The organism is Bacteroidota bacterium, from assembly GCA_016183775.1.
Classification (GTDB): domain Bacteria; phylum Bacteroidota; class Bacteroidia; order JABDFU01; family JABDFU01; genus JABDFU01.
This window is the reverse complement of the sequence record JACPDY010000014.1, coordinates 1-23237: the sequence shown is the minus strand read 5'-3', so window position 1 is coordinate 23237 and position 23237 is coordinate 1. Positions and strand designations below refer to the sequence as shown.

The 23237-nt window shown below is 38.0% G+C and carries 16 protein-coding genes, 1 pseudogene and 1 CRISPR repeat array; of the genes and pseudogenes, 9 read left to right on the top strand and 8 right to left on the bottom strand.

Annotation, left to right across the window (positions count from 1 at the left end; genetic code table 11):
* Positions 1–19: 19 nt before the first annotated feature.
* The 5 genes from nuoE to HYU69_01820 all read right to left on the bottom strand — a co-directional run bounded on the left by nuoE (position 20) and on the right by HYU69_01820 (position 3432).
* The gene (nuoE, locus tag HYU69_01840) at positions 20–559 is read right to left on the bottom strand and encodes an NADH-quinone oxidoreductase subunit NuoE (protein MBI2269078.1); all 540 of its coding nucleotides are present in this window, start codon (positions 557–559) and stop codon (positions 20–22) included.
* 67 nt (positions 560–626) lie between these two features.
* On the bottom strand, positions 627–1844 hold the full coding sequence (locus HYU69_01835) for an NADH-quinone oxidoreductase subunit D (GenBank protein ID MBI2269077.1): 1218 nt from the start codon (positions 1842–1844) through the stop codon (positions 627–629).
* Between the two features lie 78 nt (positions 1845–1922).
* Complete coding sequence (locus tag HYU69_01830; GenBank protein ID MBI2269076.1) at positions 1923–2420, bottom strand: NADH-quinone oxidoreductase subunit C; 498 nt, start codon at positions 2418–2420, stop codon at positions 1923–1925.
* Positions 2421–2423: 3 nt separating this feature from the next.
* Positions 2424–2984 (bottom strand): NADH-quinone oxidoreductase subunit B, encoded by a 561-nt coding sequence (locus tag HYU69_01825; GenBank protein MBI2269075.1) that lies wholly within the window; start codon positions 2982–2984, stop codon positions 2424–2426.
* Positions 2985–3066: 82 nt separating this feature from the next.
* Complete coding sequence (locus tag HYU69_01820) at positions 3067–3432, bottom strand: NADH-quinone oxidoreductase subunit A (protein ID MBI2269074.1); 366 nt, start codon at positions 3430–3432, stop codon at positions 3067–3069.
* A gap of 164 nt (positions 3433–3596) precedes the next feature.
* On the opposite strand from HYU69_01820, the gene HYU69_01815 reads away from it, so the two are divergent.
* Positions 3597–6311, top strand: a complete 2715-nt coding sequence (locus HYU69_01815) for a tetratricopeptide repeat protein (protein MBI2269073.1) — start codon at positions 3597–3599, stop codon at positions 6309–6311.
* 26 nt (positions 6312–6337) lie between these two features.
* On the opposite strand, the gene HYU69_01810 is transcribed toward HYU69_01815, so the two are convergent.
* Complete coding sequence (locus HYU69_01810) at positions 6338–7165, bottom strand: universal stress protein (protein ID MBI2269072.1); 828 nt, start codon at positions 7163–7165, stop codon at positions 6338–6340.
* Between the two features lie 229 nt (positions 7166–7394).
* On the opposite strand from HYU69_01810, the gene HYU69_01805 reads away from it, so the two are divergent.
* A complete protein-coding gene (locus HYU69_01805) occupies positions 7395–9272 on the top strand; it encodes a tetratricopeptide repeat protein (GenBank protein MBI2269071.1) in 1878 nt (625 codons plus the stop codon).
* 10 nt (positions 9273–9282) lie between these two features.
* The gene (locus HYU69_01800; protein ID MBI2269070.1) at positions 9283–11154 is read left to right on the top strand and encodes a tetratricopeptide repeat protein; all 1872 of its coding nucleotides are present in this window, start codon (positions 9283–9285) and stop codon (positions 11152–11154) included.
* A 29-nt stretch (positions 11155–11183) separates the two neighbouring features.
* Here the strand turns inward: HYU69_01800 and HYU69_01795 are convergent, their stop codons facing one another.
* Both HYU69_01795 and HYU69_01790 read right to left on the bottom strand, forming a co-directional pair.
* A complete protein-coding gene (locus HYU69_01795) occupies positions 11184–11486 on the bottom strand; it encodes a type II toxin-antitoxin system RelE/ParE family toxin (protein MBI2269069.1) in 303 nt (100 codons plus the stop codon).
* Positions 11483–11722: a hypothetical protein gene (locus HYU69_01790; protein MBI2269068.1), complete on the bottom strand. Its 240-nt coding sequence runs from the start codon at positions 11720–11722 to the stop codon at positions 11483–11485. The genes HYU69_01795 and HYU69_01790 overlap by 4 nt, the downstream gene beginning before the upstream one ends.
* 467 nt (positions 11723–12189) lie before the next feature.
* Between HYU69_01790 and HYU69_01785 the strand changes: the two genes are divergently transcribed.
* The 6 genes and pseudogenes from HYU69_01785 to cas2 all read left to right on the top strand — a co-directional run bounded on the left by HYU69_01785 (position 12190) and on the right by cas2 (position 20699).
* Positions 12190–16836 (top strand): hypothetical protein, encoded by a 4647-nt coding sequence (locus HYU69_01785; protein MBI2269067.1) that lies wholly within the window; start codon positions 12190–12192, stop codon positions 16834–16836.
* A 39-nt stretch (positions 16837–16875) separates the two neighbouring features.
* Positions 16876–17670, top strand: coding sequence for a hypothetical protein (locus HYU69_01780; GenBank protein MBI2269066.1), 795 nt, complete (start codon positions 16876–16878; stop codon positions 17668–17670).
* A gap of 100 nt (positions 17671–17770) precedes the next feature.
* Positions 17771–18955 (top strand): ATP-binding protein, encoded by a 1185-nt coding sequence (locus tag HYU69_01775; protein ID MBI2269065.1) that lies wholly within the window; start codon positions 17771–17773, stop codon positions 18953–18955.
* The gene (gene cas1, locus HYU69_01770) at positions 18952–19881 is read left to right on the top strand and encodes a type II CRISPR-associated endonuclease Cas1 (GenBank protein ID MBI2269064.1); all 930 of its coding nucleotides are present in this window, start codon (positions 18952–18954) and stop codon (positions 19879–19881) included. The genes HYU69_01775 and cas1 overlap by 4 nt, the downstream gene beginning before the upstream one ends.
* A 58-nt stretch (positions 19882–19939) precedes the next feature.
* Positions 19940–20312 (top strand): annotated as a pseudogene (locus HYU69_01765) (GIY-YIG nuclease family protein).
* Positions 20313–20354: 42 nt separating this feature from the next.
* Entirely contained in the window at positions 20355–20699 is a 345-nt protein-coding gene (gene cas2, locus HYU69_01760; GenBank protein ID MBI2269063.1) for a CRISPR-associated endonuclease Cas2, read from the top strand.
* Positions 20700–20856: 157 nt separating this feature from the next.
* Positions 20857–22591: direct repeats of the CRISPR family, unit length 47 nt; unit sequence GGTATTTATCAATACGTCAAAGATACATTCTGAAAGCAAATCACAAC.
* Positions 22592–23237: the final 646 nt, after the last annotated feature.

The window sequence follows — 23237 nt, the reverse complement described above, 5'->3', positions numbered from 1 at the left end:
GACAACTAACAACCAACAACTACTTTTTTATATGCTTTTTATCCCAATGTGTTACCAATTCGCCTTTCGATTTATAATCCTGTAAAATTGAATCGACTTTTTCAAGTGTTAAATTCTCATGGTACGTCTCCCCAACCTGCATCATCGGCGCAGAGCCGCATGCGGCAAGGCATTCAACTGTTTTTAAAGTAAACATTCCGTCCTTTGAGGTTTCGCCTTCCTTTATATTCAATTTCTTCTCAATATATTTTACTACGTCCTCGGCCCCCATTAACCAACATGGTCCGGTACGACAAACTTCGATCAGACATTTTCCAACAGGTTTTAAATTGAACATGCTGTAAAATGAAGCCACTTCGTATACTTCAATGGGCTGAATACTTAAAATAGACGCTACGTAATCCATCACGGGCGCACTTAGCCAGCCATCAAACTCCGCTTGCGCAATATGCAGTACAGGAAGTATAGCTGATTTCTGCTTCCCTTCCGGGTAACGCTTTATGATGCGCTGTACTAATTCATACGCATCATCAGAAAATTTTATTTGTTTAGTAGCCATTTAACTTTAGTTTGCAATTGGCAGGTGACAATGATTATGTTTTGCCAACTGGTAAATGCCAATTGTTTTACGCATCCAATTCTCCCGCGATCACATTCATGCTGCTCATCGTTAAGATCGCATCACTCAACATCCTGCCTTTTATCATTTCAGCATAAGCCTGGTAATAAATAAAGCAGGGCCTGCGGAAATGCAAACGGAAAGGCGCTCGTCCACCATCACTAACGAGGTAAAATCCAAGTTCACCGTTACCGCCTTCGACAGAATGATAAACCTCACCAACAGGTACGTCCATCTCACCCATTATAATTTTAAAGTGATAAATAAGCGCCTCCATATTGTTATATACCTCCTGCTTGTCAGGAAGATAAAATTCAGGAACATCACCATGAAAGATATTTGCAGGCTCTTTTTTTATTTTTTCAAGCGCCTGTTTTATTATGCTGATGCTTTCCCACATTTCCTTTTCACGCACCATAAAACGATCATAGGTATCTCCATTTGTCCCCACCGGAATAATAAATTTAAATTCTTCGTAGGATGAGTATGGGTTCATTACACGAACATCGTAATCTACACCGGCAGCACGTAAATTAGGACCAGTAAAGCTATATGCAAGCGCCTTTTCGGCTGTAATGGGTCCGCAATTTATAGTACGATCCATAAAAATACGGTTACGCGTAAGCAGGTTCTCAAACTCTTTTAATCCCTTTTCAAGTTCAGGCAAGAGCTTGTTTATTTTATCCCAGACTGTTTGATTCCAGTTGCGCTCGAATCCTCCTATACGGCCAATATTGGTGGTGAGTCGTGCTCCACAGATCTCTTCAAATATCTCATATATTTTTTCGCGGTACTGGAACACATATAAGAACCCTGTCATTGCTCCTGTGTCCACACCAATAACGCTGTTGCACACAAGGTGGTCGGCGATGCGGGAAAGCTCCATAATAACAATACGCATGTATTGCACACGCTTGGGAATCTCTGCTTTTATCAGCTTTTCAACTGTCATTTCCCATCCCATATTATTGATGGGCGATGAACAATAATTAAGGCGGTCGGTTAAAGGTGTAATTTGATTATAGGGCCTGTGCTCCGCAATCTTTTCAAATGCACGGTGTATGTATCCAATAGTAGATTCAGCATCAACAATGATCTCCCCATCCATTTTCAACACATTCTGAAAAATACCATGTGTGGCAGGATGTGTAGGGCCGAGGTTGAGAGTGGAATAGAATTTTTCTTCCGCCTTTTTATTTTCTGCTATGTCTTTTACTTCAGCCATCTTTTGGGGTTCCGGGTTCCGGGTTCAAAGTTAGATTGTGGACAACCTGGAACTTTGAACCCGGAACCCGGAACTATTTTACCTTCCAAACATCGTATTATCCTTATCCTCCCGCCTTGCATCCTCTAACGGATATTCCTTTCGCATTGGAAAATAGTTCATTTCATCCATATTCAAAATGCGTTTCAGATTGGGGTGGCCTTTAAAATTAATTCCGAAAAAATCATACGTTTCACGCTCCATCCAGTTGGCGCCCGGAAAAACTCCTGTCAACGTTGGAATTGAGGGGTCGGCAATACTTGCAAGTGCTTTTAAACGCACACGCCTGTTTTTCGGCATGTCATGCAGGTGATAAATTGCACCTAACTCTTTCCCTTTATTATCGGGGTAATGGATACCGGTAAGATCTGTGAGAAAATTAAACCCATCCGCATGCAACGCTTTTATTACCTCAACTATCTTTTCCTTTTTAACTGTGATGACCGGAAAATCATACTGCTGTTCCGATCCAACAATATCATCACCAAATGTAGTTTTCAATTTATCAGTAAGCTCCGCAAGAAGTGTGTTTTCCATAAATTACTCCAATCCGTATTTTGCCTGTAAAGCTTTATATTCTTCCGAGTCACGCCTGCGCAACGATTCGTTTTCAACTAATTTTTGTATCTGTAAAAGTCCGTCAATTACCTGTTCGGGGCGGGGCGGACAGCCGGGTACATAAACATCAACGGGAATAATCCGATCAATTCCCTGAAGTACACTGTAAGTATCAAATATTCCTCCGCTGGAAGCGCATGCCCCCATGCTTAACACCCACTTGGGTTCTGCCATTTGTTCATACACCTGGCGCAAAATCGGTCCCATTTTCTTGGCAATGGTTCCCATCACCATTAACAGATCGGCCTGACGCGGAGAAAAGCTTAATCGCTCAGACCCAAAGCGGCCAAGGTCGTAATGAGAAGCCATAGTGGCCATGAATTCAATCCCACAGCATGAAGTCGCAAATGGTAACGGCCAGATCGAATTTTTACGCGCCATTCCAACCGCTTTATCGAGTGACGTTGCAAAAAAACCGGGCCCTTCATAACCCAAAGGGGAACCTGATAATTTTGGTTTATCGTATATTTCGGCAGCGCTCATAAATGCATTCAGTTGACAAAGGACAGTTGGCAGTTGGCAAAAGATTGATCATTGCCAACTGCTAACTTCTTTTAACTTTTCTCTACTCCCATTTTAACGCACCCTTCTTGATAATATAAATGAATCCAACGAGGAAAAAGGCTACAAAAGTCATCATCTCAATAAATCCAATTATACCAAGCTCCCTGAAATTTACCGCCCAGGGGTACATAAATATTACCTCAACATCAAACAACACAAACAAAATGGCGATAAGAAAATATTTTACAGAGAATGGAGTGCGCGCATCGCCCTGCACTTCAATACCACATTCAAATGATTCCTGCTTAATCTTTGTTTTGCGATTGGGTCCCAACAGATGAGTTACAAACATTGTAGCGGCTACAAAGCCAATCGCTACAAAAAACATCAGCGCGATCGGGACAAAATCTAAAACGGTGCTATTCATGGCCTAAAGTTATGATTTTAAGTTAATACAAATGCCCGGAATGACTAATTTTTTGTAAAAAACGATAGTAAAAACCGAACATAAACATATTTAACACGTACAAATACATTCAATAATAAATTTCAGCGGCACACGATTACATTTTCTATATTTGAAAGGATCAAATGCGGAACCTTAAATTGAAAATCAGTATTGGATTTCTTGTTATTGCAGGTTTTGCAATACAGAATTTTATGCCTGCCCAAAACAGAAGAATACTCGATTCACTGTATGTACTGGAACGTAAAGCGGGAAATGACACTACCCGTGTAAACCTTCTTAACGCAATTTGTCAGGAGTACCTTCTCACCGAACCCGAAGTTGCGCTTGACTATGCCAACCAGGCCTTTGAATTAGCCAATAAGCTTCAGTTTCACAGGGGTCGCGCATATACGTACCGTAATATCGCATTATATCATTATAGCCACAATGAATTTAATATCGCCCTTGACAACCATACCAAAGCGCTTGAAATATTTGAGCTGTTGGACGATAAAAAGGGCATGCTGCTCTGTTATAATAGCCGGGGCCTGATCTATTACAAACAAGGGTATTTCCCCCTGGCCATTAAAAACTATCTGAACATGCTGACCGTGCTGGAAGAGTTAGGAGATAAAGCCGCTATAGCGAGCAGCTATACCAATATCGCCAAGATCTACAGAAAAGACGGGAATTATACGCTGGCGCTTGATTACCTGCAATCTTCGCTCAAGATTCAGCTCGAACTAAACGACAAAGCCGGGCTTACCGAAACTTATAATAATATTGGAAATATTTATTATGAAAAGAAAAACTATGAACTGGCTTTGGAATATTACCAAAAAGCCCTAAGAGTTGAAGAAGAAGTAAGGAATCCGTTGACTTTGGCTGAGTGTTATAATAATCTTGGAAATGTTTATCTGCAATTGAATACACTTGATTTCGCTCTTGACTTTCAGAAAAAAGCCCTTAAAATTCAGGAGAAGCAGCATGATAATGCCGCCACTGCCGCTACCTATAATAACCTGGGGTTTGTTCACGACAAGCTTGGAAAGATGGCAGATGCCATAAACAGCCACAATCGTGCAATGGAAATAGCAACCAAACTTAATAACGAGGAAATAATGAGAGATGCATATGGGGCTCTCGCCGCTATATATGCCAGGCAGAATAATTTCCAGAAAGCCTACCAATATTACCTGTTATTCAGCACCACGAAGGATATAATTCTCAATAAAGAGAATTTACGCGGCATGGCAGAAGTAAACGCCAAGTATGAAACAGATAAGAAAGAAAAAGAGATCGCGCTTTTGGTCAAAGAAAATCAATACAAAGAACTTGAAGCGAAACGCCAACGTTTAATATCTTATTTTTTAGTTGGCGGACTGGTGATCTTTTTACTATTCGGTATATTAATATACATAAGTTACTCGCAAAAGAAAGCGGCCCTGAAAGAGCTTGCAGAAAAGAATACCATAATAATGAAGCAAAAAGAAGAAGGAGAAAAAGAAAAGAAGAGATCGGAAGAATTATTACTGAATATTTTACCAACTGAAACAGCTGAAGAATTAAAGAACTATGGAAAGGCGGCACCCCGTTCCTATAAGATGGTAACTGTACTTTTTACTGACTTTAAAGGATTTACTACAATAGCCGAAAAACTAACTCCGGAACAATTAGTATACGAATTAGATTATTGCTTTCGGAAGTTTGATGAGATAATGAGTCGTTACGGAATTGAAAAAATTAAAACTATAGGTGATGCGTATATGTGTGCAGGAGGCATTCCTATTCGTAACCGAAGCAATCCTGTTGATGTAACATTAGCGGCATTTGAAATCTATGATTTCATAGAGAGCTGGAAACGGGAAAAAATGGCGAAAGGGCAGGAATTTTGGGAGATCCGGATCGGACTCCATACCGGGCCGGTTGTGGCAGGAATTGTGGGAAGTAAAAAATTCGCATATGATATATGGGGCGATACCGTTAACACTGCTTCCCGTATGGAATCAAGCGGAGAAGCCGGGAAAATAAATATTTCAGGAACAACCTATGATTATATAAGTCCTTTTTTCGATTGTACCTTCCGCGGAAAAATTACTGCGAAGAACAAAGGTGAGATCGACATGTATTTTGTTGATCGGATCAAGCCGCGTTTATCAGTTAACCTTGATGGGCGTGCGCCAAACGATGACTTCTTTAAGTTATTATCTACCAATCTCGCTAACCGGATGAATTATAAAGATGCCGGCCAGCACATCATAAAATTATTATCGGAATTTTTGCCGGAAACATTAACCTATCATAATATTCATCATACCCTTGGTGTATGCAGTGCGGTGGAACGTATCGGTAAACTGGAAGGTGTTGAGGCCGAACAAATAGATTTACTTAAAACAGCGGCCCTGTTTCATGACGCCGGATTTATAAAACGTTATGATAACAATGAAGAATTAGGTGTTGAGATCGCGAGAGAAGTATTGCCGCAATATGGCTATAGTAAAAAACAAATTGAAGTGGTAGCCCGGCTTATCATGGCAACAAAGATCCCGCAGCAGCCTAACGACCTGCTTGAACAGATAATATGCGATTCCGACCTTGATTATCTCGGTCGGAATGATTTCCATGATATAGCTGATTCCCTGTGCCAGGAATTGGTATCACAGGGTAAAATAACTTCAAAACGTCAGTGGGATGAAATACAAATAAAGTTTTTAGGGAAGCATAAATATTTCACTGCAACATCAATAAAACGCAGAGACGAAAAGAAACAAAAATATCTCCGGGAAATAAATGAACGCTATACAACAGGTAAGTATGATGATGAATACCCAGCTAAAACTGATGCTGCCCAATCCTGAGATCAGAAATTATATAAAAGTGAATATCAGGAAAATAAAATGCTTCCTCCACTCACAGTAACGTTAACAGGATTCATACAAAGTACCGGTATCTGAGTTTCGTTTGTAATGACCTGCTGTTCATCGGGCCCCGCAATAAATTCAGTTAGACCTATATCCTGTATGTTAAGCATAGTGATCAGGTCCGCGTCAATTTTTGACGCATAATGCAACAATTGTTTTACAAAGTTGCCGGACTTTTCAGCAGTAGCCGTTTCAAAAGAAATCTTGTGGATCTGCATTTCACTCTTTGTATAATTAAGGTTACGTGTTGCCGAATTCCTCAGGTACTCATCTGTTTCCAGGGGAGAAAACACATACACTTTTGAGTTAAAATATTTTGCCATAGAAATTGTAATGGCGATCTTTTGTTTTGTTTCCTTGGCAAGTTCGAGCGGCAATACAATTTTAGAATATCCTTCCCGGATATTGCGCTGTTGTACAACAATAAAAGGAACCTTTGAGTTGGTAATTACCTTTAATGCATGGCTGCCCGTTATGTGTTGAAATCCTTTTACACCATGCGTTCCCATTATAATCAGCTGGGCTTTTATTTCCGAGGCCACCTTGCCGATGTCATCAAAAATATTTCCAACCCGCACAATATAATCAACCTTAACATTGCTTGCCTTATTTATGTCAGCAGCTATTTTTTGAAGCTTTGTTTTATTTTCTTCAACATCCCTGTCTTTTGCAACAACATGCAACAGCTGTATTTCTCCTTTTAAAGTCTGGGCCAATCTTACAGCATGGTTAATAGCACAGTCGGCGACTTTACTGTAATCTGTAGGAACAAGAAAAATGTTTGTGTTCATAAAGCTAAAATCTGATCGTTAAATTATTGCTAATTTTATTGACTTAATGTATATACTTTTATAAGGGACTTAAATATACACCATTAAAATGAAAATATAAAGTAGGGCGAATATAGTTAATTTAATTTTTAAATTAAATTTTAAAGCATGTTTTGAAAACGAACAAGGGAAAGTGAATTATTAAAAAATCAGGGTTGCGGGGGCGAATTTATAATGATCAAAATATAGAATGTCTGATAATTTAAAAAACATACGGGATAAAATCAATTTGACAAGGAATACTTTTGAGAAGATTGATCTTCAAAATCAGTTGGCGTGGGAGCTTCGTCTGAGCGACATTAAAGGATCATTGGCAAATGCAACCATTACCTATAATTCTTCTTTAGAGGTAAGTTATATTAAAGGTAAAGCCGAATCACTCCGGATCCAGGCGAATGCCTTTTACGTGCTCTCAAAATATGACCAAAGTTTTCAAAAAGCAATTGAAGCCCTTGAATTGTTCCGTGAACTTAAGGACAGGTCCGGCGAAGCAGCCATTATTACAATGTTAGGTATCAATAGCTATAGCTTAGGAGATTACGAAAACTCTTTAAAATATCATATCCTCAGCTGGCAGATCCAGGAGGGAATCAACGACATTCCTGGCATTATTGTATCACTTACAAATATTGGAACTATATATTGCATCAAAAAAGATTTCCACCATGCTATACAACATTTTGAAAAAGGCCTTGAGCTAGCCAGGTCCATTGGTGGCCGGCCGGCCGACGAAGCTATATTGCTGATTAACCTGGGCAGTATTCATTCCCGCAATAAAGAGCATGAAAAGGCACTTGAATTTTATTTTGAAAGTTTAAATCGATATAACTACTTAAACAATACAGGTGTCCTTTTATCCATTTCCGAATCATTTTTCAATATCGGAGACCTGATGAATGCAGAAAAGTATTATTTACTGGGACTTAAAAAAGCAATATCACTTGAAAGTAATTTTGGAGAAGCGAAAGCCCTGCTCGGGCTTGGCAAGGTTGCACATAAAAGAGGGAAACACAAATTGGCCATTCAGTACCTTGAAGGATCAATATCCAAAGCCGAATTTACTTCCGAAGAAAACATTTTAGCCGAAGCGTATTTGTCTTTATCTGAAGTCTGGGCTTCAAATAAGGACTATGAAAAGGCATTGTCTTATCACAAACTATTTTGTAAAGAAAAAGAACGGGAGTTCAGCCGGGAAGCCGATATAAAAACGCAAAGCCTGCTTGTGCTTCACCAGGTTGAAACGCTTAAAAAAGAAAGCGAATCGCAACGGGCCGTAAATGATGAACTGAAAAAATTAAATGAGGAGGTTGAAAAAACAAACAGAAGTATTGTGGAAAGTATAAATTATGCGAAGCATATACAGGATTCCATTTTGCCGCATGCAGGCAGTTTCAAACAATACTTTTCCGAATCGTTTGTTTTTCAGCGGCCGAAAGATATTATCAGCGGGGACTTTTTCTGGATGTATGAAAAAGAAAATGATATTCTTGTCGCGGCAGTTGATTGTACCGGACATGGGGTTTCAGGGGCTCTTATGTCGGTAGTAGCCAATAGTGTTTTGAACCAGGTGGCGGTTAATCAATGGATGCCAAATCCATCCTTTATTTTAAATGAAACGAATCATTTTATGGAGCGAACGCTGAAGGCTCACGATGACAGCGGGTTACGCGACAGTATGGATATCGCCATGTGTTCGATAAACAAAACGAAAACAGAGCTGTTGTTTGCCGGGGCCCACAATCCCCTGTATCATATTTCGTCTGGTATCATTACCGAATATAAAGGAGATAGCATCTCAATAGGAAACAGCGCTTCAGCTAAATTTACCAACCACCGCATTAAACTAAAAAAAGGTGATTGCATCTATATTTTTACCGATGGATTTGCTGACCAAAAAGGCGGACCTCTGAGAAAAAAATTCTATTATGAACCATTTAAAAATCTGCTCCTGAAAATATATACGGAATCAATGGAAAAGCAAAAGTGGTTACTTCGTGAAACCATTAACGAATGGATGGGAAATGAAAAACAAATAGATGATATGCTTGTTATTGGAATAAAGATATAACCGAGGTTTTGTGTCAGAAAGTGAAGCGGCAAATAAAATAAGTAGGCAGGAACGGATTGATACTCTTACAGAGGAATCATGGGCTATCCGTAATTTAAATACGGAACGGGCTTTGGAATTAGCGTTGGAAGCCCGTGAATTGTCAGAAAAATTAAATTACAAGCGCGGAATAGCACACAGTTTGCGTAACATGGCTGTCTGCAACCAGCTGCTTTCAAACTACGACACTTCTTTAAAATTATGCTTCGAAGCGCTTCCATTTTTTGAAGAACTACAGGAAAAAAGAGGGCTCGCCACCATTTACTCCTGTATCGGAACCGACTCTTTCTTAATGAGCGATTATGAAAATTCGCTGCGATACCATTTCCAGGCCTTAAAGATCCGCGAAGAGATCGAAAAAAAATCTGATCAATCATCTTCGTTGCTAAATATTGCCAATGTATATTCCTCGATAAAAGATTTTGACAATGCTTTGAAATTCTATTTGCAAAGCGAGAGAATCGCGCGGGACCTGGATGATAAAAGTATCTGGTCGAGGGTATTGAATGGCATTGGCGGCATATATATGGTGAGCGGCGATAACGAAAAAGCCATTGAGTGTTACATTCAAAGCCTTGCCATAAAAAATAATATCGGCGACAAAAGGGGCACTGCATCAACTCTCCACAACATAGGCGATTGCTATATTGAGCTGAATGATTTTGAAAATGCCCAGAAATGCCTGATGGAAAGCATGAAAATTGCCGTTGAATTTGGCAACCGGAATACTGAAGCGGCCTGTTTACAAACGATAGGCCGCTTATTTTTAGTACAGGGGAAACTGCCCGAAGCAATAGACCAGGTAAAACGTGCTTTGTTTATTTATACTGATCTGAAAACCAAAAAAGATCTCTCCTATTGTCATAAACTATTGGCAGACGCTTATGAACACCTTGGTGATCATAAGACCGCCCTGAGACATACAAATAAATATTACCGGCTGAAAGAAGAAGCTTCCAGCCTGGAGTCTGCCAAAAAAATTGAGAACATGATGCTGCTCAGCCAGATCGACTCCATGAAAAAGGAATCGGAAATTGAGCGACTTAAAAATGTGGAATTAAAAACAGCATACAAGCAGTTGGATGACAGCAGACGGAATATACTCGACAGTATTGAATACGCAAAATATATACAGCAAACATTACTTTCGCACGAAGATGATATTAAACAAAGCTTTCCCGATTCATTTGTGTTTTTTAAACCGAAAGATATAGTAAGCGGTGATTTTTACTGGCACCACCGGGTTGGCAATAAAACATTACTTGCCGTTGTTGACTGCACCGGGCATGGTGTTCCCGGAGCATTCATGTCGCTGGCGGGAAATAATATGATCGAACACATTGTTAAAATAAAACAGGTTTACGGGCCGGCATTGATTTTACAGGAACTTAATAATGCTATTGCCCATACCTTCAAAGATGAGGATGAAAAAGTATCGCTTAAAAACGGCATGGACATAGCCTTTTGCTCCATTGATCTCAGCACTTTGCAGCTGCAATACGCGGGCGCGCATAACTCCATGTACATTATTCGTAATGGCCAATTAACGGAAGCCAAAGCCGACCGGATTGCTATGGGAAACCAGCTCGGCCAGGTATTTGAGCAACATACATTTCAGTTAGAAAAAAACGACATTTTGTATTTATTCAGCGATGGCTATGCCGACCAGAAAGGCGGCGACATGCGAAAAAAATTTTACTACCCTCCATTCCAGTTACTATTACTCGACATTTGCACATTACCAATGAACGAGCAGAGAGAAGCGCTTTATTATACGATTAAAGAATGGATGAAAAATGAAAATCAGATTGATGATATGACGGTGGTGGGGGTTAGGGTGTAGGAGACTGTTAAACCCAATAACCTGAATATTTATTTCCTTTTATAACGTCTTGAAGGTTTTTGCTTTGCACTGATTACGGTGAAAATTACAATCCTTCTTTCTTTTACCTCGTATATGTACACCGCCATATATGGAAATCGGTTAAATAATCCCTGGCGGAAGTGCTTGTATTTTTTCTGAAAGGATTCAGGATGCGAAGCAATATAATCAGTGACAGCTTCCCACTCTTTTAAAAAATCAAGCCCTAAACCATTAAGCTGCTTTTCGTACCATTCATACGCTTTGGCTACTTGTGTCGCTGCTAAAGGCTTTACAACAACTTTCAGCTTCATTTTTTCTTTCTTGCCAACGCCATTGCCCTTACTTCTTTCACCGTGTACGATTTTGTTTTACCTGTCTTATGTAGTGCAAATTGCTCGTCTAACTCTGCCTTTTGCTCATCAGTAAATTCATAAGCCCGATCTCTTATTTTGTCATTCAAAATATTATATACCGCTTTTAAAAAGCTTGTGTCTTCTATATTATCAATGGCTTTGTACAGCTGTTTTTTTAATGCTATTCTTGTCATGGTTGCGATTTTTTATTACTTCTTAAAGGTACGACATTTACTTTTTTATTCCAAAGCCGGGTTCTTTACCATTTCATCAAATAATGGATGAAAAATGAAAACCAGATCGATAATATGACGGTGGTGGGGATTAGGGTGTAACCTTAAAACCCGGCTTAAAATTTCTCATATTCCCTTTATCTCCGGTGCAATTTCAAAGCAATTTACAGCTTCTAAAAATTAAGTATTTATACCGATGTTTTTTATTAAAATTTAACTTATTATTGCCCGGTGGTTGATGCAACTTACACTAATGCATAGTAAGTAAAAAAGCGATCCCGCTTTTGGAAGGATCGCTTTAGATGTTTTCACAAGGGGATAAAAAAGCCCCTGTTGAGGACAAGGGCTAACCTAATTGAGACGAATCTCACTACGGAATAAATCCTTATTGTGATTTGCTTCGCTACAAATATAAATAAATTATAAATATGAAAGCTAAAAAAATTCTTGGACTTGATATCGGTACGAATTCAATAGGTGGAGCTCTAATTAATCTACCGGAGTCATTTGCTGACTATGGCAAAGAAGGAAGTATTGAATGGCTTGGTAGCAGAATAATTCCAATGGATGGTGATTATCTTACAAAATTTGAATCAGGTTCTCCGGTAGAAACTAAAGCGGCTTTCAGAAGAGTAAAAAGAGGTTCCAGAAGATTAAAGCAGAGATATAAATTAAGAAGGACAAGATTAATAAAAGTATTTAAAGTTCTTGGTTGGCTCAATGAAGAGTTCCCTGAAAATTTTAAAAAGAACATACAAGATGATGAGAATTTTAAGTTTTCCATTAGTGATTACTTACCATTTACCCAACAAACTATTAATGAAGCCACGAAGGAACTTGGAGTGAAAAACAAAGACGGAAAATTAGCTTTATCAGAAGATTGGATAATTTATTATTTGAGAAAAAAAGCACTTACTGAAAAGATTACATTTTCTGAACTTGCTCGGATCCTTTATATGTTGAACCAGCGAAGAGGATTTAAGAGTAGTAGAAAAGATTTGAAAGAAGGTGACGTAAAAGAAATAAAATGGGTAGAGATTTTAAAAATAAAATCCGTTAAACTTGAAAGTGAGGAAAAGAATAAAAAAGGGAACTATAAATATGAAATTACACCATATAGTGATAGGGTAAAACCATGGACGGAAGAGAGAAAGAAAAAGCCGGAATGGGAAGAAAAAGAATACACTTTTTTGATTACTGTATCAGTTGATGAAAAAACCGGGAAAGAAAAACAACTAAAACCTCAAATACCAAAGCCTGACGATTGGGCTTTGTGTACGACAGCTCAAGACAATAAAATGGGTGATAAACATCCAGGAGAATACTTTTTTGATGGATTAAAAGAAAATAAAAATGATTTTAAAATCAGACAATATGCCGTATACAGAAGTAAATATAAAAAGGAACTTGAAGCAATTTGGCAAAAACAATTAGAATTAAATGAGGAATTGAAAAAACTAAATACAGATACAATTCTACTACAAAATATTGTTGAAGTGCTTTATCCTACACAGGTAAAAGCAAAAATGTCTAAGGTCAATGAGTTTCTTACTAAGGACTTACTTCATATCATAAGCAACGACATTATCTATTATCAACGAGAATTAAAATCACAAAAAAATTCTATCGGCGAATGTCAATATGAAAAGAAAAAAGGGGTTGATGGTATAATGTACGGCTCAAAGTGTGCGTCCAAATCAAGTCCTGATTTTCAGGAATTTCGTATTTGGCAAGACATTCATAACATTAAAATTCTCGAAAGGGAAAAAATGGTCGAAGGCTATAAAAAAATTGATGTCGATGTTACTTCTCAATTTATAAATCCAAAAGTAAAAGAGGAGTTGTTTGAGAAGTTTGATACGTCAAAAGAAATAAGCCAAGAAAATGTATTTAAAATTATAAATAACAATTCGGTAATAAAAATCAGGGACAAAACACATCGTATAAATATGTTTTTCAAAGTCGATAAAAAATTACAAGGTAATGAAACAAAATATTATTTCCGAAAAGTATTTAACATGTGTAATTACGAAGCGAAAGGAGAACTATTATTGAACGATAGCGAAAAGTTTTACAAATTGTGGCATATCTTATTCTCTATTAGTTCTGCAGATGCTGAAAAATCAGTAAAGGGAATTAAGTCTGCCTTAGAAAATAAAACGAATCAATTTGATTTGCCTCAAAATGTAATAAATCAACTTGCTATTTCACCGGAGTTAGAAAAACAAAAAAAATATGCGGCCTATTCAACTAAGGCTATCCGAAAACTACTGCCTTTAATGCGAGTTGGTAAATACTGGAATGAAAATTTAATTACTTCAGAAGTAAAAATAAGAGCAGCGGAAATAACGAAACGATTAGAAGAAATAAATTATAACGAAAGAAAAATAAATGAAATTGCTGACGATGACATTCAAAAGCAATTATTAAAGAGTTTTATTAAAAAAGAAAATCTTCTTCAAGAATTAAACACCTATCAGGCTTGTTACTTGGTATATGACAGACATTCAGAAAAAGGAAATGATATCACTTACACTAAAATTGATGAATTAGATGTTTTAAAATTAATTCCTAATAATAGTTTACGAAATCCAGTTGTAGAACAAATAGTACGTGAAACTTTACTCTTGGTAAAAGATGTTTGGAAAAAACATGGACAGCCCGATGAAATACACATTGAGCTTGGAAGAGAATTGAAAAAGAATATGGAAGAAAAAGAAAAAATCACTAAGAATCAGAACAAAAACCATGCTGAAAAACAACGCATCAAAAAGCTATTGAAGGAATTACTGAATGAGAGTTTTGAAGAATATAATGACGAAGAAAAAAAAGTTACTTCGCAATTTTTAGTAAAGCCAAACCCTGAAAGTCCAAGAGATATTGACAAATTCAGGATTTGGAAAAGCGGTTCAAATGTTAAAGATGATGAATTTGAAAAATTATTCAAAGATGGGAACAAGGAAAGAGTCCCAACCAAAGCTGAAATAAAAAAGTACATTCTTTGGTTGACACAATCGTGCCGTTCTCCTTACACAGGAAAAATAATACCTATCAGTAAATTATTTTCAACAGACTATGAAATTGAGCATATCATTCCTCAATCAAAATTCGCAAATGACAGCATGAATAATTTGGTAATATCAGAGGCAGCAATTAATCCACCACCTTATAAAGGCAACATTCTAGCAAGAAATTTCATCAAAACATTTGGAGGTGAAAAGGGGAAAGAACATGTTATAAATGGCAAACAATATTTTATTCTTGGCGAAAATGATTATGAAAATAGATGCAGCGAAACATTCAAATATCAAAAGAGTAAATTAAAAAACCTTCTCGCTACAGAAGTTCCCGAAGATTTTGTATCCAGGCAGCTCAACGATACAAGATACATTACAAGGAAAGTTGCTGAACTCTTATGCCCTGTTGCTAAAGATAAAACAGGAATAATTTTTACAGGCGGGAGTGTTACTACTGAACTAAAGAAAAAATGGGGATTAAATAAGGAATGGAAAAAATTATTATTGCCAAGATTTAAACGACTTGAAGAGATAAATAAAAAAGAATATGTCCAGCAAAATAAGTTTGATGCAAATGATATAGATATTAATGTTCCCGAAAATCCAGAATTGGAATTAAAGAGAATTGACCACCGCCACCATGCCTTGGATGCCTTGATAATAGCAGCAACTACACGGGAACATATTCGTTATCTTAATTCCTTGAATGCTGTTGATTCTGATGCTGAATTAAAAAAGGTTCAACAAACCTTAGTCAAAGGGAAAATCAGAGAATTTAAAGAACCTTGGATGGAATTTACAAAAGATGCCCGAACTAAATTAGAAGAAACAATTGTTAGTTTTAAAACCAATCATAAAGTTGTAAGCAAACCTCACAATAAGTTTACAAAATGGGAAAAGCAAGCCGATGGAAGTTTTGAAAAAGTGATTTTTAAACAAAAATCGAATCCTAAATGGATGGCTGTACGTAAGTCAATGTTCAAAGAACCTCAAGGCATTGTTTATATTAAAGAGATAGAAACCAAAAGCTTCCGCACTCATAAAGAAATGTTGGATATAGTGAAACTGCAAATTGCAAGGATGGAGGCACAGAACACTCCAAACCAAAAACACGCAAGTTACATCTACGATCAGGAGACAAGGGAGATGGTGAAAAATATTATTGAATTATCGGGGGGTAAAGTAGAGGCAATAGAAAAATATTTGAAGAAGTTTAAGCCAATGAATTTAAATGGTGAAAAAATTTATAATGTAAGAATAGCTGTATTTACAGAATATGCAGCTAAAAGAGTAACACTTGATAAATCATTTGATGAAAAGAAAATTAAGAAAATACCGTATGCAAAGGAAGGGAAATCAGTAATTGGAACATTATTACTCAACCATTTAAAATGTGTTGAATACAAAAACGATCCTGGGCTTGCTTTTTCAGGAGAAGGTTTAGAAGCATTAGCTAAAAAGAATCAAGGAAAAACAATCAACAAAGTTACAATTGCAGAACAAAAAAGCTCTGAAAGTAAATTTCGTAATCAGTATGTGGAAGTCGATGCAGGTAGTAATGCTTACTTTATTATTTACGAAAATGAAGCCACAAAAGAAAGGGACGATTATAAATCACTTGCAACACATAAAGCTATTGAACGCTTAGTAAAGGGTGAATCATTTGCTGAAAAAAGAGAAGGGTACAAAACAATAATTCTTTCTCCTAATGATCTGGTTTATGTACCGACACAAGAAGAATTCGGTAAAGTAAAAAATAACATTTCAATTGATGAGGCAATTGATTGGAGGAATAAAAAGAAAATATTTGAACGAACTTTTAAGATGGTGAGTTGTTCAGGTAATCAATGTTTTTTTGTTCCAAACTTTCTTTCCAAACCAATTATTGATACGAAAGAACTTGGAGCCAATAATAAATCTGAAAAAGCATGGGACGGAAAAGTTTTCTACGAAAAAAACAGTAAAGAGAAGGAAACAAGAAAAGATAACGGGACAATGATTAAAGAAATTTGCATAAAACTAAAAGTTGACCGATTAGGAAATATAAAACCTGTATAAAAATGATCAAACGCATCTATAAACAATCACAATAAACCCATGGAACAAAAACCAAAATCAGAAGGCAAATGTATTTTTTGCAATGAAACATTCTCAAAAGTGGCCATTAACAGGCATTTGCAAAAGCACTTGCAGGAAAAAGCGATACATAACAAACCGGGCAAATCACTTTTGTTAAAAATTGAGCTTTCGCCCAAATGGGGACGCGCTGGTTACTTTTTATCGCTGTGGGTGGATGGGGAAGCGCGCTTTACAGACATTGATGAGTTTTTGCGCGCAATTTGGTTAGAGTGTTGCGGGCACATGAGTTCGTTTGTTAATGTGGCTAATAAGAAAGTGAGAGGCGGTATGTGGGATTTTTTTGAGGCTGAAAAACTGCTCGATAACGGGCAAACAGAGGAGTATGAAAAAATGATGGAAGATGCCAAAGGTGAAATCCCAAAAAGCCGGAAAACAAAAGATGCGCTTTATAAAGATATGGTGTTGGAATACCAATACGATTTTGGCAGTACCACCGAACTTAAAATAAGCGTTGTGGCTGAATACCTTGTCGCTGCCGAAAAGAATATTGTTTTGTTATCGCGTAACGAACCGCTTAAAATTTTGTGCGATAACTGCAAGGCCGCCCCTGCTGCACAGCTATGTACTGCTCACCAATGGGGCGAAGACAGCATGTTTTGTACCAAATGTGCCAAAAAACACACTAAAGACTGCGCCGATTTTGATGATTACGCTTCGTTCCCTGTGGTAAACTCGCCGCGTATGGGGGTTTGCGCTTATACAGGCGGAAGTATTGACAAAAAAAGAGATGTTGTGTTTTCGGGTAAAAATTAATACCCGTGCCGCACTTTGTAAAATTGCGGCATAAATTATTTATCCATGAAAATTGGAATTTATATTTCCAATTTTCATGGATAAATACTATCTTTGTTTTATGATAAAACGAATACATGAGCAAGGGCTGCTTGAAAGCCTGCGGTTTCAGCCGGCGACGGTAATACTGGGACCCAGGCAGGTGGGGAAAACCACCCTTGCAAAAACCATTGCTAAAAAATTAAAAAAGAAATGTCTTTACCTCGACCTGGAAAACCCGACAGACATCACAAAAATGTCGGACGGATTCAGTTATCTTGAACCTCATAGCGACAAATGCGTAATTATTGACGAGGTGCAGCAACTGCCCGCGCTGTTCACCTGGCTTCGCCCGTTAATTGACATGAAAAGAAAACCGGGACGCTTTCTCCTGTTAGGTTCCGCAAATCCCGCATTAGTAAGAGGTGTTTCCGAGTCGCTGGCCGGAAGGGTAGCGTACCACGAACTGCCGCCCGTAACATTACAGGAAGCTTTGCGGCATAAAATACCTATGGCCCGGCATTGGTTCAGGGGTGGATTCCCAAGATCGCTTACCGCGAAAAATGACAGCGAGTACGGCAGATGGGCGGGCGATTTTATCAATTCGTATGTAGAGCGCGACCTTTCACATTTTTTTGGCATTGACTTTACGCCTGTTCAATTACGAAATTTCTGGTCGATGATAGCGCACGCGCATGGAAGTATATGGAATGCCAGTTCATTCGGAAGAGCTATGGGCATAAGCAATCATACAGCAACCCGGTACCTGGACTATCTGGAAGGGGCTTACCTTGTACGCAGGCTGCCGGCATGGTTTGTGAACGCGAAGAAACGCCTGGTTAAAGCGCCTAAAATTTATATCCGCGATACCGGTTTGCTGCACCGCCTCTGTAACATTCAAAACTTTGACGCGCTTCAGGGATATACCCATGTGGGAGCATCGTGGGAAGGTTATGTTATAGAACAAGTGTTGCAATCGATCCCCGACACCTTACGCGCGTTTTATTACCGCACACACCAGGATGCCGAATGCGATCTGGTTTTGGTAAAAGGGATAACCCCTATGGCCTGCATCGAAATTAAACGCTCGAACGCGCCACAAATCTCAAAAGGATTTTATTCCTGTGTAAACGACCTGAAAACAACAAATAATTTTATCATTATACCTGACGGGGATACCTATACCAAAACAGGGAACATCACTGTTTGTGCACTAAATGATTTTATCAACACTCAGCTTCCGAAAATAAATAAATCAAAAAGATGATTAAGCGCAGCCTCTACTTCGGCAATCCCGCCTACCTTAACCTCAGCAACGGGCAATTAATCGTTCGTTTGCCAGAAGTAGAAAAGAATGATGACTTGCCTGAGTTTTTTAAAAAAGAAGCCACGGCTACAATTCCGGTAGAAGATATCGGGATTGTTGTGTTAGACAACAAACAAATAACCCTTACACAAGGTCTGCTGGAAGCATTATTGGCCAATAACGCGGCCGTTATAACCTGCGATAGCACCCACCATCCTACCGGCCTGCTGCTTACGCTCTGCAGCAATACTTTACAGAATGAACGCTTCAGGGCACAATTAGACGCCACAGAACCGCTTAAAAAACAATTGTGGCAGCAAACCACTGTACAAAAAATAAAGAACCAGCATTTGCTGTTAGAGCAGCTTGACATTGACTCGTCTTACCTGGTGCCCTTATACAAAAACGTAAAAAGCGGTGATAGTGATAACTGCGAAGCCACGGCAGCCGTATTTTTCTGGCAAAAAATATTCGGTCATGTGAACGGATTTATACGGTTCAGAGAAGGCCCGCCACCCAATAATTATCTGAATTACGGGTATGCTATATTAAGGGCTACTATGGCCAGGAGTATAGTTGGCGCCGGATTGTTGCCCACATTGGGCATACACCACGCCAACAAATACAACGCTTATTGCCTGGCCGATGACCTGATGGAACCCTACAGGCCTTATGTGGACAGGATCGTTTACGACATAGTGAAGGAAAAGGGCATCAACACAGACATTCCGAAAGAAATAAAAGCAGAATTATTGAAAATTCCGGTTATTGATGTAACAATTGATGGTGAAAAAAGCCCGCTGATGAATGCCACACAGCGAACCGCTGTAAGTCTTGTAAAATGTTTTGAGGGTGAAGCACGTAAATTATTATATCCCGAATTATGAGTGCGCATGTCAGTTCGAGCGTAGTCGAGAACATGCGCAGGCTATTTTTAAACAGAACATGAGAGCTATAAGAAGATATTTATACGTATACATTTTAAAGTGTTCCCGAGGGAACTTATTATACGGGGGTAACCAACGACCCCGAAAGACGACTGAATGAACACAATTCGGGCATGAATGAGAAAAGCTATACATTCTCAAGGCGGCCTGTAGAAATGGTTTACTGCGAACAGTTTTCTGATTTTAACCTGGCTATAAAATGGGAGAAAAGAGTTAAAGACCGGAGCAGAAAAAAGAAAGAAGCCCTTATGCAAGAAAACTGGGATCAATTAAGGATAGAAGCGGAGTGTAAGAACGAGACATCACATAAAGCAAGGAAGTATGCTTCCCCACGTTCTCGACGGAGTTTATCCTGGAAGGGCTCGAACTGACAAACTCACACAATAGGCTTGAACTGACTAATGCAATAAAAAATGAGCCCTTCAACCGAACGCCTAAACGCCTACCGGGTTATGTGGACACTCGTAATGTATGATCTTCCGACAGAAACCAAGAAAGACCGGAAAGCAGCAGCACGTTTCCGGAAAAACCTGCTCCAGGATGGATTCTCTATGTTCCAGTTCAGCATGTATGTGCGCCATAGCGCCAGCAGCGAAAACGCGGATGTACACAGAAAAAGGGCAATAGGATCACTGCCGGAACACGGGAAAGTGGGGATATTACAAATTACGGACAAACAATTCGGGCAAATGGAGATATTTTACGGACAAAAACCGCAGGAATTACCCGATATACCCCAACAATTGGAATTATTTTAGCCTTTCTACTCCCCCACCACCTTCGGAGAAGGGCCGGTGGTGAGTACAGAAACAAAAAATCCCGCCTTTAGCGGGATTTTGTAAAGATAAACACCCATTTTTTGTATTGATAAAACTACCCGAAAGCATTGATATTGTTGAGGTTATTGACCTATCTGGTATTTATCAATACGTCAAAGATACATTCTGAAAGCAAATCACAACGTAGATAAGGCCATTGAGAATTTTACTAAGGGTATTTATCAATACGTCAAAGATACATTCTGAAAGCAAATCACAACCTCCCGATCCAGCGGGCTCAAGCTAATCAAGGTATTTATCAATACGTCAAAGATACATTCTGAAAGCAAATCACAACGAGGGGCAACAGAACATATTTTATTTGGAGGTATTTATCAATACGTCAAAGATACATTCTGAAAGCAAATCACAACCTGATGTTACATCAGGTGTGGCTATTAAGGGGTATTTATCAATACGTCAAAGATACATTCTGAAAGCAAATCACAACTTAGGCGAGTCAATACACGCCGCAACTGAGGTATTTATCAATACGTCAAAGATACATTCTGAAAGCAAATCACAACCTACTGCCTTGCGTAAATCTTTGTATGCTTCGGTATTTATCAATACGTCAAAGATACATTCTGAAAGCAAATCACAACATACTTCTAATTTAGTCTCCATGTTTTTAAGGTATTTATCAATACGTCAAAGATACATTCTGAAAGCAAATCACAACCGCAACCCTGAGCGCCCGCTATAAGAGTAAGGTATTTATCAATACGTCAAAGATACATTCTGAAAGCAAATCACAACTATTATGAGTAAAACGAATAATCTAAACAGGTATTTATCAATACGTCAAAGATACATTCTGAAAGCAAATCACAACGAATAAATTCCGCTGTAGTCATTATTTAAGGTATTTATCAATACGTCAAAGATACATTCTGAAAGCAAATCACAACTCATCAATTAAAGTTTGTAACATATCTTCAGGTATTTATCAATACGTCAAAGATACATTCTGAAAGCAAATCACAACACCCAAAAATACGCTTAAATTCGATAAAAAGGTATTTATCAATACGTCAAAGATACATTCTGAAAGCAAATCACAACATATAAGGTTATGTTCCTTATCTTACTTTGGTATTTATCAATACGTCAAAGATACATTCTGAAAGCAAATCACAACAATTAAAAATCAAACAATATGGCAGCAGAAGGTATTTATCAATACGTCAAAGATACATTCTGAAAGCAAATCACAACCATCAAGACACTTGGTCTGCGGGAACCGGAGGTATTTATCAATACGTCAAAGATACATTCTGAAAGCAAATCACAACCTCAGGGTTATAATGACATTGGCTATCACTGGTATTTATCAATACGTCAAAGATACATTCTGAAAGCAAATCACAACAATTGTGCGGTGGCTTTGTTTTTAAATTGGGTATTTATCAATACGTCAAAGATACATTCTGAAAGCAAATCACAACTGAACTAATGACAGACAAAAATTCCCACGAGGTATTTATCAATACGTCAAAGATACATTCTGAAAGCAAATCACAACTCTTTACATCTTCTCCCCATAACTCTTCGGGTATTTATCAATACGTCAAAGATACATTCTGAAAGCAAATCACAACATTATCTACAGGATCAATACTGTCATAAACGGTATTTATCAATACGTCAAAGATACATTCTGAAAGCAAATCACAACTATTGCAAGGCGTTCGATGCACCTGCAGAAGGTATTTATCAATACGTCAAAGATACATTCTGAAAGCAAATCACAACCAATACAGTTATTCCAACCAATATGGATAAGGTATTTATCAATACGTCAAAGATACATTCTGAAAGCAAATCACAACTATTGTGCTGCAATGAGTGTTCAGCCAAGTGGTATTTATCAATACGTCAAAGATACATTCTGAAAGCAAATCACAACGTGGTTGACCGGATAAATCACATTGCACGCGGTATTTATCAATACGTCAAAGATACATTCTGAAAGCAAATCACAACACTGGCGCTGTGCCTGCCACGTTAGTTGCGGGTATTTATCAATACGTCAAAGATACATTCTGAAAGCAAATCACAACCGTTCATTAGCAGAAGCCAAAGCAATTGCGGTATTTATCAATACGTCAAAGATACATTCTGAAAGCAAATCACAACGGTTTTGAAATTATCGAAGTAATCATAAAGGTATTTATCAATACGTCAAAGATACATTCTGAAAGCAAATCACAACGCTAATGAAGTTTACAGTAAAATTTCAACAGGTATTTATCAATACGTCAAAGATACATTCTGAAAGCAAATCACAACTCAAGTTGCTGTGTTGTGCAGGGAAATAACGGTATTTATCAATACGTCAAAGATACATTCTGAAATCGCAGCGCAGCGCAGATTCACGAACTCATTAAATTAACGTAAGCTATGGATTAAATTGACAACAAACGGTTGATAATAAAAAAGTTAAGATTAAAAAGATAAGGACTTGAGGTGAAAATT

Bases quoted from the DNA above. Each gene is read 5' to 3' on its own strand.
- nuoE (MBI2269078.1), bottom strand. From the start codon at position 559: ATGGCTACTAAACAAATAAAATTTTCTGATGATGCGTATGAATTAGTA.
- HYU69_01835 (MBI2269077.1), bottom strand. From the start codon at position 1,844: ATGGCTGAAGTAAAAGACATAGCAGAAAATAAAAAGGCGGAAGAAAAA.
- HYU69_01830 (MBI2269076.1), bottom strand. From the start codon at position 2,420: ATGGAAAACACACTTCTTGCGGAGCTTACTGATAAATTGAAAACTACA.
- HYU69_01825 (MBI2269075.1), bottom strand. From the start codon at position 2,984: ATGAGCGCTGCCGAAATATACGATAAACCAAAATTATCAGGTTCCCCT.
- HYU69_01820 (MBI2269074.1), bottom strand. From the start codon at position 3,432: ATGAATAGCACCGTTTTAGATTTTGTCCCGATCGCGCTGATGTTTTTT.
- HYU69_01815 (MBI2269073.1), top strand. From the start codon at position 3,597: ATGCGGAACCTTAAATTGAAAATCAGTATTGGATTTCTTGTTATTGCA.
- HYU69_01810 (MBI2269072.1), bottom strand. From the start codon at position 7,165: ATGAACACAAACATTTTTCTTGTTCCTACAGATTACAGTAAAGTCGCC.
- HYU69_01805 (MBI2269071.1), top strand. From the start codon at position 7,395: ATGTCTGATAATTTAAAAAACATACGGGATAAAATCAATTTGACAAGG.
- HYU69_01795 (MBI2269069.1), bottom strand. From the start codon at position 11,486: ATGAAGCTGAAAGTTGTTGTAAAGCCTTTAGCAGCGACACAAGTAGCC.
- HYU69_01790 (MBI2269068.1), bottom strand. From the start codon at position 11,722: ATGACAAGAATAGCATTAAAAAAACAGCTGTACAAAGCCATTGATAAT.
- HYU69_01785 (MBI2269067.1), top strand. From the start codon at position 12,190: ATGAAAGCTAAAAAAATTCTTGGACTTGATATCGGTACGAATTCAATA.
- HYU69_01780 (MBI2269066.1), top strand. From the start codon at position 16,876: ATGGAACAAAAACCAAAATCAGAAGGCAAATGTATTTTTTGCAATGAA.
- HYU69_01775 (MBI2269065.1), top strand. From the start codon at position 17,771: ATGATAAAACGAATACATGAGCAAGGGCTGCTTGAAAGCCTGCGGTTT.
- cas1 (MBI2269064.1), top strand. From the start codon at position 18,952: ATGATTAAGCGCAGCCTCTACTTCGGCAATCCCGCCTACCTTAACCTC.
- cas2 (MBI2269063.1), top strand. From the start codon at position 20,355: ATGAGCCCTTCAACCGAACGCCTAAACGCCTACCGGGTTATGTGGACA.